The sequence below is a fragment of the Pinisolibacter sp. genome, from assembly GCF_036782435.1.
In the GTDB taxonomy this organism is placed as follows: Bacteria; Pseudomonadota; Alphaproteobacteria; order Rhizobiales; family Ancalomicrobiaceae; genus CALBKH01.
In genome coordinates this window covers 1-12996 of the sequence record NZ_DAIPZB010000032.1, presented here as the reverse complement: position 1 = coordinate 12996, position 12996 = coordinate 1, and the positions used below count along the sequence as shown (strand labels likewise).

9 protein-coding genes and 1 other RNA gene are annotated in these 12996 nt (G+C 68.0%); all 10 read left to right on the top strand.

What is annotated here, in order from left to right; genetic code table 11:
• The first annotated feature begins 571 nt into the window (after positions 1-571).
• The 10 genes from rnpB to murG all read left to right on the top strand — a co-directional run bounded on the left by rnpB (position 572) and on the right by murG (position 12830).
• Positions 572-1076: RNase P RNA component class A (gene rnpB, locus V7Q42_RS14390), an RNA gene on the top strand.
• Positions 1077-1515: 439 nt separating this feature from the next.
• Entirely contained in the window at positions 1516-2517 is a 1002-nt protein-coding gene (gene rsmH / locus V7Q42_RS14385; protein WP_333824785.1) for a 16S rRNA (cytosine(1402)-N(4))-methyltransferase RsmH, read from the top strand.
• A complete protein-coding gene (gene ftsL / locus V7Q42_RS14380; protein ID WP_333824784.1) occupies positions 2517-3068 on the top strand; it encodes a cell division protein FtsL in 552 nt (183 codons plus the stop codon). Before rsmH ends, ftsL begins: the two co-directional genes overlap by 1 nt.
• A 12-nt stretch (positions 3069-3080) precedes the next feature.
• On the top strand, positions 3081-4790 hold the full coding sequence (locus tag V7Q42_RS14375) for a peptidoglycan D,D-transpeptidase FtsI family protein (protein WP_333824783.1): 1710 nt from the start codon (positions 3081-3083) through the stop codon (positions 4788-4790).
• A 52-nt stretch (positions 4791-4842) separates the two neighbouring features.
• A complete protein-coding gene (locus V7Q42_RS14370) occupies positions 4843-6324 on the top strand; it encodes a UDP-N-acetylmuramoyl-L-alanyl-D-glutamate--2,6-diaminopimelate ligase (RefSeq protein ID WP_333824782.1) in 1482 nt (493 codons plus the stop codon).
• Entirely contained in the window at positions 6321-7751 is a 1431-nt protein-coding gene (locus V7Q42_RS14365) for a UDP-N-acetylmuramoylalanyl-D-glutamyl-2,6-diaminopimelate--D-alanyl-D-alanine ligase (RefSeq protein WP_333824781.1), read from the top strand. The genes V7Q42_RS14370 and V7Q42_RS14365 overlap by 4 nt, the downstream gene beginning before the upstream one ends.
• Before the next feature lie 15 nt (positions 7752-7766).
• On the top strand, positions 7767-8852 hold the full coding sequence (mraY, locus tag V7Q42_RS14360) for a phospho-N-acetylmuramoyl-pentapeptide-transferase (RefSeq protein WP_333824780.1): 1086 nt from the start codon (positions 7767-7769) through the stop codon (positions 8850-8852).
• A 4-nt stretch (positions 8853-8856) separates the two neighbouring features.
• Positions 8857-10251 carry a UDP-N-acetylmuramoyl-L-alanine--D-glutamate ligase gene (gene murD, locus V7Q42_RS14355; protein ID WP_333824779.1) on the top strand — a complete coding sequence of 465 codons (1395 nt, stop codon included), beginning with the start codon at positions 8857-8859 and terminating at the stop codon, positions 10249-10251.
• Positions 10248-11453 (top strand): putative lipid II flippase FtsW, encoded by a 1206-nt coding sequence (gene ftsW / locus V7Q42_RS14350; RefSeq protein ID WP_333824778.1) that lies wholly within the window; start codon positions 10248-10250, stop codon positions 11451-11453. Before murD ends, ftsW begins: the two co-directional genes overlap by 4 nt.
• A 279-nt stretch (positions 11454-11732) precedes the next feature.
• Positions 11733-12830, top strand: coding sequence for an undecaprenyldiphospho-muramoylpentapeptide beta-N-acetylglucosaminyltransferase (gene murG / locus V7Q42_RS14345; RefSeq protein ID WP_333824777.1), 1098 nt, complete (start codon positions 11733-11735; stop codon positions 12828-12830).
• The last annotated feature ends 166 nt before the right edge of the window (positions 12831-12996 follow it).

Sequence of the window (12996 nt, the reverse complement as noted above, 5' to 3'; positions counted from 1 at the left end):
ATGCTCCTCATTTCTTCTTGCTGGTAATTCCGTTTATTTCTTATTATTTTATCTCTATATACATTCACAATGATTTGCAGATAGGATTTCTCAATAAGTATCTAAATAAAATCGAAAGTCATAGCGCAATCCCAGTTTCGCTCCGATTCTATGATCGTAATAAGTCTGTTGGTAGGATGTCTTTCGAAGCTCGCGGTGTATCATCCCACGCAATAAAGTGGATGTGTGTAGTTTCTCCGGTTATTTTTGTTATAGATACAATTTTAAATTTTAGTTATAATAGAGATATAGATCCAATGCTATCGTTTGTATCTACAATATCTATTATTATTTCAATATGCATGTCAAATGTCAATTATTTAAGGCTGTCCGACCTTGATGAGGAACGCAAGCGAATTTTAGATCTTGATTTGTAACGTCTTCTTGGAATGTGGGCATCGCTCCGCTTTCGAACTGTGAGGAATACGTGTCGCGGGTGAGGCCGCCGGTGCAATTCGCCTGCGGCTCATCGCACCCTACGAGGTCGACCTCCCCCTTGACCCCGCGCCCGTCAGGGCTCATGTGTCCCCCGCCAGTCGGCCGGGCGGCCGCTCCGGGTGTCTCACTCGGGGAGGAAAGTCCGGGCTCCACGGAAAGACGGTGCCGGTCAACGACCGGCGAGGGCGACCTCAGGGAAAGTGCCACAGAGAAGATACCGCTCTCCTGCGGACATCGGAAACATCCGATGTCCGGTTTCGATACCGGCGTCGGTCCACCGGCGGCCGTGTTCCAGTCGAACATCGGAAACATCCGATGTTCGGCTGAGAGACGGAGACCTCCTTCGGGAGGTTCCAGGGGAGTAAGGGTGAAAAGGTGGGGTAAGAGCCCACCGCGGACCCGGCAACGGGGACGGCACGGCAAACCCCACCGGGAGCAAGACCGAATAGGGGCGGCGCGGGCTTCGGCCCAGTCTTTTCCGGACCAGTCGCCCGGGTTGGTTGCGCGAGGCGTCCGGCAACGGGCGTCCCAGACGAATGGCCGCCACGTGGGGCGCGAGCCCCGCCATACAGAACCCGGCTTACAGGCCGACTGGCGCTTCTCTCCTCCTTCCCGACGCGGTGCGGCGGCGCGAGATCGTGCGCGAGCAGACCGGCGTCGGCGGAGCCGCAACGGATCGGCCCTCGGCATTTCTCGGGGGAGGATCGGTCGACCGTAAACGACCGATTAACCCTAAAGGAGTTTCAATGGGAGAAGGGCGTGGTTCGGGTCGAAACGCGCCGGCGTTTCGTTGATCGCTCGAATGATCCCATGGTATTCCGCGCCATCCCGTTTCGAATTCACCCGACCAGGGAGCCTTCCGCGATCGCGCCGGCGATCCGCGGCGCGGCGTCCTTCGGCCGTGGCGGTTCGGTCGTGCGCGTGGGGCGGGCGGCGGGACGGACGAGTTCGGTGGACGCGCGTCGGCGTGTCGGGGACGAGGGTTCGCACGGGCGTCGCAGAGCGGCGGCTCGGCGGCGGATCGGCGGAGGAGGGACGATGAGCGAGGCGACCGCGCCGCATCTGCCGGTCCTCCTGCGTCGGGTGATCGAGCGTCTGGCGCCGAAGCCGGGCGAAACCCACGTCGACGGCACCTTCGGTGCCGGCGGCTACACCCGTGCGATTCTGGCGAGCGGCGCGCGAGTGATCGCCATCGATCGTGATCCGACGGCGATCGCGGCGGGGCAGGCGCTGGTCGAGGCGTCCGAGGGACGGTTGACCCTGGTGCCCGGCGTCTTCGGCGATCTCGACGAGCACGTCGCGGCGCTCGGCATCGACGCGGTCGACGGCGTGGTGCTCGACATCGGCGTTTCCTCGATGCAGCTCGACCGGGCGGAACGCGGCTTCTCCTTCCGCCTCGACGGGCCGCTCGACATGCGCATGGGCGACGACGGCGAGACCGCGGCGGACGTGGTCAACACGGCGGACGTCGGCATGCTCGCCCGCATCTTCTGGGCCTATGGCGAGGAGAAGCGCTCGGGTCAGGTGGCGCGCGCCATCGTCGAGGCACGCAAGGAGGCGCCCTTCACCACGACGCGGCAGTTGGCCAAGCTGATCGAGGGTGTGATCCGCGCCAAACCACACGAGATCCATCCGGCGACGCGCGTCTTCCAGGCGCTGCGCATCCACGTCAACGACGAACTCGGCGAACTGGTGCGGGCGCTCGCCGCCGCCGAACGGGTGCTGAAGCCGGGCGGGCGGCTGGTGGTCGTCACCTTCCATTCGCTCGAGGACCGCATCGTCAAGCGCTTCTTCGCCGATCGTTCGAAGCTCGCGCCGGGCGGCTCGCGCCACGCGCCGATCGCCACGGTGGCGCCGGCGACGTTCGAGCTCCTCACCAGGGGCGTCGACGAGGCGGACGAGGCGGAGATCGCCGGCAATCCGCGGGCGCGCTCGGCCAAGCTCCGGGCGGCGGTCAGGACGAGTGCGCCGGCGCGGCCGATCGATGCGGAGGCACTCGGCCTGCCGCGGGTCGAGACGCGCGGGCGGGGAGGGCGCTGATGCTCAGGACCATCAACATCCTGCTGGTCATCCTGATGCTCGTCGGCGCGGCGATCGTCTACGATTTCAAATACGAGGCCGAGCGGGCGACCGCGCGGGTGGCGAAGATCAACCGCAAGATCGACGCCGAGCGCGACGTCATCGCCACGCTGAAGGCGGAGTGGAGCCTGCTCAACCAGCCCAAGCGTCTGCAGGATCTGGTCGAGCGCTACCACTCCTATCTCGAACTCGATCCGCTCGATCCGACCCAGATCGCGACGATCGACGACATTCCGTTCAAGCCGGCGGTGAGCGGCGATGCGCCGGCCCCGGTGGCGACGCCGACGCCGAAGGGCTCGGTGAAGCTCGCCCAGCCGGAGAAGGGCGGCGAGAAGAGCGCCGGCATCGGCAAGCTGCTCGATCGTCTGCCCGGCACCCGCAACGACGGACCGGCGACGACCGGCAGCGTGGCGAAGCCGAAGGCGGCGCCGGCCACCGGCGCGCCGTTGATGTTGGTTCCCAAGATCGTCGTCCCCGTGCCGGCCCAGTCGCCGGCGAAAGCCAACCGGTGAGGTCTCGTGTCCATGAGTGACATCGCCGAGCAGTCCGAAGAGCACGAACACCCGGAAGCGCGGGCGGTGCGCGACCTCTCGGCGTCGCGTCGCCGCATCGTCGTCGCCGGCCTCACCTTCGCGACGGTCTATTTCGCGGTGGCGATGCGGCTCGTCGATCTCGGCGTCGCCAGCGACGATCATTCCGACGCGCTCGCCTCGGGCAGCTCGCAGGTCTCCACCGCGCGGCCCGACCTGCTCGATCGCAACGGCGAGGTCCTGGCGACCGACGTGAAGTCGGCCTCGCTCTACGCCGAGCCGAAGCGCATCCTCGACGTCGACGAGGCGATCGAGGCGCTCGCCACGGTCATCCCCGAGATGCGGCACGACGAGACCATCCGCAAGCGGTTGTCGTCGAAGGCGGGGTTCGTCTGGCTGAAGCGCGAGGTGACCAAGCAGCAGCGACAGAAGATCTTCCGTCTCGGCATCCCCGGCATCGGCTTCATGGAGGAGAATCGGCGCTTCTATCCCGGCGCCGGGCTCGCCGGTCACGTCCTCGGCACGGTCAACGTCGACAACCAGGGCATCTCGGGGCTGGAGAAATACGTCGACCACGAGATGGGGCTCGCCGATCTGCGCGCCACCGGGCTGGTCGTCGATCGCGGCCTCAAGGCGCGGCGGCTGTCGCTCGATCTCAGGGTCCAGCACGTGGTGCGCGACGAGATCGCCGACGCGATGCGGCGCTTCCACGCGGTGGCGGCGATCGGCATCGTCCTCGACGCCAAGACCGGCGAAGTGCTGGCGATGTCGTCGCTGCCCGACTTCGATCCCAACCACCCCGAGCAGGCGCTCGAGAAGCAGAACATGAACCGGGCGACCGCCGGCGTGTTCGAGATGGGGTCGGTGTTCAAGACCTTCAATTCGGCCTTCGCCCTCGACAGCGGCAGGGTCGGTCTCAACGACAGTTTCGACGCTTCCGCCTCGCTCCACTTCGGCTCGCAGAAGATCTCGGACTTCCACGCCAAGGGGCGGGTGCTGAGCGTGCCGGAGATCTTCATCTATTCGTCGAACATCGGTTCGGCGCGGATGGCGCTGAAGGTCGGTCCGGAGGCGCAGAGCGCCTTCTTCGACAAGATCGGTTTCCACAGGAAACTCGACACCGAGCTTCCCGAAGTCGCGGCGCCGCTCTATCCCAAACGCCTTTCGGAGGTCTCCACCGCCACCCAGGCCTTCGGTCACGGCATCTCGGTGACGCCGATGCACACCGCGGTCGCCGGCGCGGCGGTGGTCAACGGCGGGTTCTTCATCTCGCCGACCTTCTTCAAGCGGACGCGCGAGGAGGCGGAGAAGATCGCGGTCCGGGTGATCCGGCCGGAGACGAGCGACAAGATGCGCTACCTGTTCCGGCTCAACAACACGCCGGGATCGGGTGGCTCCGGCTCGAAGGCGGACGTGCCCGGCTATCTCGTCGGCGGCAAGACCGGAACGGCGGAAAAGCTCGAGAACGGCCGCTATTCGGGCAACAAGCGGTTCAACTCGTACCTCTCGGCCTTCCCGATGGACGACCCGCAGTTCGTCGTGCTGGTGGTGCTCGACGAGCCCAAGGCGGAAAAGGACGTCGGCGCCGCCACCGCGGGCCTCAACACGGCGCCGACGGTCGGCGCCATCATCCGTCGCATCGCGCCCATCCTGGGGGTGATGCCGCGATACGACCAGGGCAAGCCCACGGTCGCTTCCAACTGAACTCGTCCGCCGGCCGCGGCCGCGACGGACGGGATGAACGGGGTTCTGGTTCATGCGCCTCAGGGAACTCACCCGAGGGATCGTCGCGGAGATCGGGGGCGCGGACCCCGAGGTCGTCGGCGTCACCGCCGCGGACCCCGAGGTCGTCGGCGTCACCGCCGACAGCCGCAAGGTCCGGCCGGGGTTCCTGTTCGCGGCGCTCGCCGGGACGAAGGCCGACGGCGCGACCTATGCGGCGCAGGCCGTGGACAAGGGCGCCGTGGCGATCCTCGCCGGTCGCGACGCGAAACTCGGCGACGTCGGCGTGCCGGTCGTCACCACGGACGATCCGCGCCGGGCGCTGGCGCTGGTCGCGGCGCGCGTCTTCGCCGACCAACCGGCGACCATCGTCGCGGTGACCGGAACCTCGGGCAAGACCTCGGTTGCCGCCTTCGTCCGCCAGATCTGGGCACACCAGGGGCTCGCCGCGGCGTCGATCGGCACCATCGGCATCGTCAAACCGGACGGCGCCGCCTACGGTTCGCTGACCACGCCCGACCCGGTCGATCTGGCCCGCGATCTCGCCATGCTGGCGCACGAGGGCGTCACCCACGTGGCGCTGGAGGCGTCGTCGCACGGGCTCGACCAGCACCGGCTCGACGGCGTCCGCGTCGCCGCCGGGGCCTTCACCAATCTGTCGCGCGACCACCTCGACTACCACCCGACGGTCGAACACTATTTCGATTCCAAGATGCGCCTGTTCGAGGATCTGGTTCCCGTCGGTGGGCCGGTGGTCGTCGAGATGGACACCGCCGACGGCCTACGGGCGGCGGAACGGGCGCGCGCCGCGAGGCGGCGGGTGTTCGAGGTGGGGCGCAACGGCGCCGACCTGCGGCTCGTCGGGGTCGAAGCCGAAGCCGGCAGGCAGGTGCTGACCGTCGAAGCGGCGGGGGCGACCCACACCGTCCGATTGCCGCTCCTCGGCACCTTCCAGGTCTCCAACGCGCTGGTCGCGAGCGGCCTCGCCATCGTCACCGGCCTGCCGGTCGAGGCGGCGCTCGCGGCGCTCGACCATCTCGAGGGTGCGCCGGGACGGCTCGATCTCGTCGGGGCGACGGCGGCGGGGGCGCCGGCCTTCGTCGACTACGCCCACAAGCCCGATGCGCTGGAGAAGGTGCTCGAGGCGTTGCGCCCCTATACCGAGCGGCGGCTGATCGTCGTCTTCGGCTGCGGCGGCGACCGTGATCCGGGCAAGCGGCCGATCATGGGCGAGATCGCCACCCGGCTCGCCGACGTGGCGATCGTCACCGACGACAATCCGCGTTCGGAAGATCCGGCGGAGATCCGCCGGCGGATCCTCGCGGCGGCGCCGGGCGCGATCGAGATCGGCGATCGTGGTCGGGCGATCCGGGAAGCGGTGGCGATGCTCGAAGCGGGGGACGTGTTGGTCGTCGCCGGCAAAGGCCATGAAACGGGCCAGATCGTCGGCAAGACGACGTTGCCCTTCTCGGACCACGACTCCGTGGCCGCCGCCCTCGAGGATCTTCGCCGATGACCGCCCCGCTCTGGACCCTCGCCGATCTCGTCGCCGCCACGGCCGGACGGGTCGTCGGTTCGCCCGGCGCGGCGATCACCGGCATCTCGATCGACAGCCGGACGATCGGCGACGGCGAGGCGTTCTTCGCCATCGTCGGCGACGCCCGCGACGGCCACGACTTCGTCGAGGTGGCGTTGCAGCGCGGCGCGAGCCTCTGCGTCGTCTCCGAGGCGAAGCTCGGGGCGTTGCCGGCGGACGGCCGTTTCGTGGTGGTCGACGACGTGTTCGAGGCGCTGCGCCGGCTCGCCCGGGCGGCGCGGGCGCGGACCTCGGCGCGCATCGTCGCGGTGACCGGCTCGGTCGGCAAGACCTCGACCAAGGAGGCGCTGCGCCATGTGCTCGCGGCCCAGGGCAAGACCCACGCGTCGGTCGCCTCCTACAACAATCATTGGGGCGTGCCGCTCACCCTCGCCCGGATGCCGGCCGATTGCGCCTACGGCATCTTCGAGATCGGCATGAACCACGCCGGCGAGATCACGCCGCTCACCGCCATGGTGCGGCCGCACGTCGCCGTGGTGACCACCGTGGCGCCGGTGCATCTCGAGTTCTTTCGCGACGTCGAGGCGATCGCCGAGGCGAAGGCGGAGATCTTCTCCGGCCTCGAGCCCGAGGGTGCGGCGGTCGTCGACGGCGACGTGCCGCAAGCCGGGATCCTGGTCGATGCGGCGCGCGCCGAGGGGGCCCGCGTCGTCCGCTTCGGCATCGGCGAGGGGTTCGAGGCGCATCTCGAACGCGCCTCGCTGCAGGCCGACAATTCCACCGTGATGGCGACGGTCCTCGGCGAGGCGATCACCTACAAGATCGGCGCACCGGGCATGCACGTCGTGAAGAATTCGCTGGCGGTGCTGGCCTCGGCGGCGCTCGCCGGCGCCGACCTCGCTCTGGCCGGTCTGGCGCTCGGCGACATGGCGCCGCCCAAAGGGCGCGGTGAACGTCACACGCTGCATCTCGGACACGGCGAGGCGGTGCTGATCGACGAGAGCTACAACGCCAATCCGGCGTCGATGCGCGCGGCGATCGACCTGCTCGCCCACACGCCGGTGGGGCTCGAAGGCCGGCGCATCGCGGTGCTCGGCGACATGCTGGAACTGGGGACGCAGGGCGAGGCACTGCACGCCGGTCTCGCCGAGGCGCTGCGAGCGGCGCGGGTCGACCGCGTCTTCCTCGCCGGTCCGCTGATGCACGCGTTGTGGCGCGCCCTGCCGACCGACCTTCAGGGCGCCTGGACGCCGACCGCCGCCGAGCTCGAGCCGAAACTCGTCGCGGCGATCCGCCCGGGCGACGCGCTGATGGTCAAGGGATCGAACGGCAGCCGCATGGGACCGGTGGTCGAGACCCTGAAGTCCCGTTTTTCCTCCACCCGCGCCCTCGCGGAAGACGCCTGACGGAGAGGCCGACCGATGCTCTACGTTCTCGGGGAACTCTCCGACCGGTTCATTCTCTTCAATCTCTTCCGTTATCAGAGCTTCCGAACCGGCGGGGCGATCCTGACGGCGCTCCTCTTCGTCTTCATGTTCGGGCCGGCGATCATCGCCACGCTCAAGGTCAAGCAGGGCAAGGGCCAGCCGATCCGCGAGGACGGGCCGGCCTCGCATCTCCTGACCAAGAAGGGCACGCCCACCATGGGCGGGCTGATGATCCTGTCGGGCTTCCTGTTCTCGACGCTGTTGTGGGCCAACCTCTCCAACATCTACGTGTTGGCGGTGACCGCGGTGACGCTCGGCTTCGGCGCCATCGGCTTCTGGGACGACTATCTCAAGGTCACCAAACAGAGCCACAAGGGCTTCTCGGGCAAGCAGCGTCTGGCGCTCGAATTCATCATCGCCGGCATCGCCGTGTCGGTGATGGTGTGGATGGCCCGCGGCGCGCACCCGACGGCGGTCGCCTTTCCTTTCTTCAAGGACTTCTTCATCGACCTCGGCTGGTTCTTCATCGTCTTCGGCGCCTTCGTCGTGGTTTCCTTCGGCAATGCGGTGAACCTCACCGACGGGCTCGACGGCCTCGCCATCGTGCCGGTGATGATCGCGGCGGCGACCTTCGCGGCGATCGCCTATCTCACCGGCCGCGTCGACTATTCCGCCTATCTCGGCATCAACCACGTGCCCGGTGCCGGTGAACTCTCCGTGGTGCTCGGCGCCGTGGTCGGGGCGGGGCTCGGCTTCCTGTGGTTCAACGCGCCGCCGGCGGCGATCTTCATGGGCGACACCGGTTCGCTGGCGCTCGGCGGCCTGCTCGGGTCGGTCGCGGTGGCGGTCAAGCACGAGATCGTGCTCGGCATCGTCGGCGGTCTCTTCGTGCTCGAGGCGATGTCGGTGATCATCCAGGTGGCGAGCTTCAAGCTCACCGGCAAGCGCGTCTTCAAGATGGCGCCGATCCACCACCACTTCGAACAGCTAGGTTGGAAGGAGCCGCAGGTCGTCATCCGCTTCTGGATCATCGCCGTCGTCCTCGCCCTGATCGGGCTGGCGACGCTGAAGTTGAGGTGAGGCGATGATCGCGGTCGACATCTTCGAGGATCGCGCCGTGGCGCTGTTCGGGCTCGGCGGCTCCGGTCTCGCCACGGCCGAAGCGCTCGCCGCCGGCGGTGCGCATCTGCGCGTGTGGGACGATGCCGAAGGGCCGCGAGCCGAGGCGGCGAAGCGCGGCCTCGAGGTGGTGTCGCTCGCCGAGATCACCTGGCGTGAGGTCGAGGCGCTGGTGTTGGCGCCGGGTGTGCCGCTCACCCATCCCGAGCCGCATTGGACGGTACGGATGGCGCGCTCGGCCTACGTGCCGATCATCGGCGACGTCGAACTCTTCGCCCGCCAGCGGCGTCGTGCCTCACCGACCGCGCCCTTCGTGGCGATCACCGGCACCAACGGCAAGTCGACGACGACGGCGCTGATCGATCATCTCCTGCGCTCGGCCGGGCGCGACAGCCAGATGGGCGGCAACATCGGCCGGGCGGTGCTGTCGCTCGACCCGCTCGGTTCGGAGCGCACCTATGTGGTCGAGTGTTCGTCGTTCCAGATCGATCTGGCGCCGAGCCTCGATCCGACGGTCGGCATCCTGACCAACCTCTCCGAGGACCACCTCGATCGCCACGGCACCATGGCGAACTACGCGGCCATCAAGGAGCGGCTGGTCGAGGCGGCGGGAACGGCGGTGATCGGCGTCGACGATCCGCTGTCGGCGGAGATCGCGAACCGCATCGAGGCGGAGAGCCACGTCGTCGTCCGCATCTCGGCGACGCGCGAGCTCGCCGACGGCGTCTTCGCGCGCGGCACGACGATCGTCGAGGCGAAGGCGGGCGTGGAGACGATCATCGCCGACCTCGCCGGTATCGGCTCGTTGCGCGGCCGCCACAACGCTCAGAACGCCTGCGCCGCGGTGGCGGCCTGCCGGTCGCTCGGTCTGCCCCCGGACGCGATCGCGGCGGGTCTCGCCACCTTCCCCGGCCTCGCCCATCGCATGGAGCAGGTCGGCCGCAAGGGGCGGGTACTGTTCGTCAACGACTCCAAGGCGACCAACGCCGATTCCACCGCCCAGGCGCTGGCCAGTTTCGAGCGCATCTACTGGATCGCCGGCGGCAAGCCGAAGTCGGGCGGCATCACCTCGCTCGACGGCTTCTTCGACCGCATCGCCAAGGCCTATCTGATCGGGGCGGCGAGCGACGAGTTCGCCGCGACGCTGGAGGGCCGCGTGCCCTTCGAGCGCGCCGGCACGATCGAGCGGGCGCTCGAACTCGCGGCGGCGGATGCGGCGGCCGACGGGGCGGGGGAGCCGGTGGTGCTCCTGTCGCCGGCCTGCGCGTCCTACGACCAGTTCAAGAACTTCGAGGTCAGGGGCGATCACTTCCGTACCCTGGTGAGGGCGATCCCGGGACTCGAAAGGGTGGGGCCATGAACCGTACCGATCGTTCTCTCTTCGCATCCTGGTGGTGGACGGTCGACCGGACGCTGATCGCCGCTGCGGTGGTGCTGATGGTCGCCGGGGTGGTCTTCTCCTTCGCCGCCTCGCCGGTGGTGGCCGAGCGCATCGGCGCCTCCGACAGCTTCCACTTCGTCAAGCGCCACACAGCCTTCTTCGTGCTGGCCCTGCCGGTGCTGTTCGGCGTCTCGTTCCTCACGCCGCGCGGGATCCGCCGGGCGGCGCTCCTCGTCTTCGCCGCGTCACTGGTGATGCTGGTGGCGGTGCTGTTCTTCGGCCAGGAGGTCAAGGGCGCGCGGCGCTGGATCAATCTCCTCGGCGTCTCGGTGCAGCCGTCGGAGTTCGTCAAGCCGGCCTTCGTCATCCTGGCGGCGTGGTTCTTCGCGGAGAACCAGACGCGGCGGGATCTCAACGTTCCCGGCAACGCGCTCGCCATCCTGCTGTTCATCGTCGTCGCGGCGCTGCTCGTCGCCCAGCCGGACATCGGCCAGACGATCCTCGCCTCGGCGGCATGGGTCGCGGTGTTCTTCGTCGCCGGCATGTCGCTGTGGTGGATCGTCGGCCTCGGCGGCGCCGGTGTCGTCGGCGTGTGGGCGGCCTACACCTTCGTGCCGCACGTCCACGCCCGCATCAATCGCTTCTTCGACAAGCAGGGCTCGGCCAAGGGCGGCCACATGACCGCCGACGGCTATCAGGCGCAGCAGGCGCACGACAGCTTCCTCAACGGCGGCTGGTTCGGCCGCGGCCCGGGCGAGGGCACGGTGAAGCGCCTGCTTCCCGACAGCCACACCGACTACATCTTCGCCGTCATCGGCGAGGAATACGGGCTGATCATGTGCGCCCTGGTGGTGGCGATCTTCGCCTGGATCGTCTTCCGCGGCCTCTCGCACGCCATGCGCGAGGACGAGCCCTTCATCCGCTATGCCGTGGTCGGCCTCGTCGTGCTGATCGGCGTGCAGTCGGGCATCAACGTCGCGGTGAACCTGCAGCTGATGCCGGCCAAGGGCATGACGCTGCCGTTCATCTCCTACGGCGGCTCGTCGCTGATCGCCACGGCGTTCGAGATGGGTTGCCTCTTGGCGCTGACCCGCCGTCGGCCGCAGGCGACGCGCTTCGCCGCGCCGATCCGGTTGGAGGCGATGGAGAGCGGCATCGGAGCGACGCCGCACGCGGTCTGATACCGGGCTCACGAATTCCGGACTCGTCCGAAATTCGTGAGCGTTACCATCGGCCAGTGAAAATGACCGATGGTATTCCTGACGCGAATTTCTCATGCCTCTGACGCAAATGAGAAATTCGCGTGTGTTCGAAGGCCGGGTGCGTCAGCACCTTCGGCCTTTGGAATTACGGCCCGACCGGCCGCCGCCCGTTCGGGCTCGCCTTCGCGGATGACGTTCCGAACCGGTCGGAACTTCATCCGCTCAGTTGATATCGGAGCCCCACGGGGGACGCGACCCATGAGCCTCACCATCCTGCTCGCCGCCGGGGGAACCGGCGGCCATCTCTTCCCAGCCGAGTCGCTCGCCGCCGAACTGGGTCGCCGCGGCCATGCCGTGGAACTCGCCACCGACGAGCGTGCCGACAAATACGGCCGCGCCTTTCCGGCCCGGGCGATCGACATCATCCACTCGGCCACCTTCAAGGGGCGCGATCCGATCTCGCTCGCCCGCACCGTGGCGACGCTGGCTCGGGGCACGTGGCAGGCGTTTCGTCTGATCGGTCGGATCCGTCCCGATGCGGTGGTCGGCTTCGGCGGCTACCCGACCTTCCCCCCGATGATCGCGGCGCAGCTGCGCGGTGTGCCGACCGTCCTGCACGAGCAGAACGCGGTGATGGGGCGCGCCAACCGGGCACTGGCGAAGCGCGTCACGCGCATCGCGCTGTCGTTCCCGGGCACGCGGATGATGGGGGCGGACGGCGCCAAGGCGGTGCACACCGGCAATCCGGTGCGCGACATGGTGATCTCGGCGTCACGAGTGCCCTACGCGACGCCGACGCCCGACGGCGACTTTCGACTGCTGGTCTTCGGCGGCAGCCAGGGGGCGCGGTTCTTTTCGGAAGCGCTGCCGCCGGCGATCGAGAAGCTCGATCCGGCGTCCAGGGCGCGGCTCCGTCTCGTCCAACAGGCACGGGCCGAGGACGCGGAGGCGGTGAAGGCGGCCTACGCGCGGCTGGGCGTCGAGGCGGAGGTGGCGCCGTTCTTCGTCGATCTGCCGGCGCGCATCGCCGCGGCGCATCTGGTGGTGTGCCGATCCGGCGCATCGAGCGTCGGCGAATTGGCGGTGATCGGTCGTCCGGCGATCCTGGTGCCGTTTCCCGGCGCCCTCGATCACGATCAGGCGGCCAACGCCGCGGTGCTGGAGGCCGCCGGCGGCGCTTGGCCGATCCGCCAGGACGAGTTGACGCCGGAGCGGCTCGCCGAGGAACTCGGGAAAGCGATGACCGACCCGGAGCAATTGGCGGAGGCCGCGAATGCGGCCAAGGCCGCCGGCAAGGCCGACGCGGTGGCGCGGCTCGCCGATCTCGTCGAAGAGGTGGCGCGGGGGCGGGGCTGATACCAGAGGCCGAAGGTGCTGACGCACCCGGCCTTCGAACACACGCGAATTTCTCATTTGCGTCAGAGGCATGAGAAATTCGCGTCTGGAACACCATCGGTCATTTCCAACGGCCGATGGTATGAGGAGACCTGTGCGCGGTTGGACCATCATGTTGATTTGATGC

Bases quoted from the DNA above. Each gene is read 5' to 3' on its own strand.
- rsmH (WP_333824785.1), top strand. From the start codon at position 1,516: ATGAGCGAGGCGACCGCGCCGCATCTGCCGGTCCTCCTGCGTCGGGTG.
- ftsL (WP_333824784.1), top strand. From the start codon at position 2,517: ATGCTCAGGACCATCAACATCCTGCTGGTCATCCTGATGCTCGTCGGC.
- V7Q42_RS14375 (WP_333824783.1), top strand. From the start codon at position 3,081: ATGAGTGACATCGCCGAGCAGTCCGAAGAGCACGAACACCCGGAAGCG.
- V7Q42_RS14370 (WP_333824782.1), top strand. From the start codon at position 4,843: ATGCGCCTCAGGGAACTCACCCGAGGGATCGTCGCGGAGATCGGGGGC.
- V7Q42_RS14365 (WP_333824781.1), top strand. From the start codon at position 6,321: ATGACCGCCCCGCTCTGGACCCTCGCCGATCTCGTCGCCGCCACGGCC.
- mraY (WP_333824780.1), top strand. From the start codon at position 7,767: ATGCTCTACGTTCTCGGGGAACTCTCCGACCGGTTCATTCTCTTCAAT.
- murD (WP_333824779.1), top strand. From the start codon at position 8,857: ATGATCGCGGTCGACATCTTCGAGGATCGCGCCGTGGCGCTGTTCGGG.
- ftsW (WP_333824778.1), top strand. From the start codon at position 10,248: ATGAACCGTACCGATCGTTCTCTCTTCGCATCCTGGTGGTGGACGGTC.
- murG (WP_333824777.1), top strand. From the start codon at position 11,733: ATGAGCCTCACCATCCTGCTCGCCGCCGGGGGAACCGGCGGCCATCTC.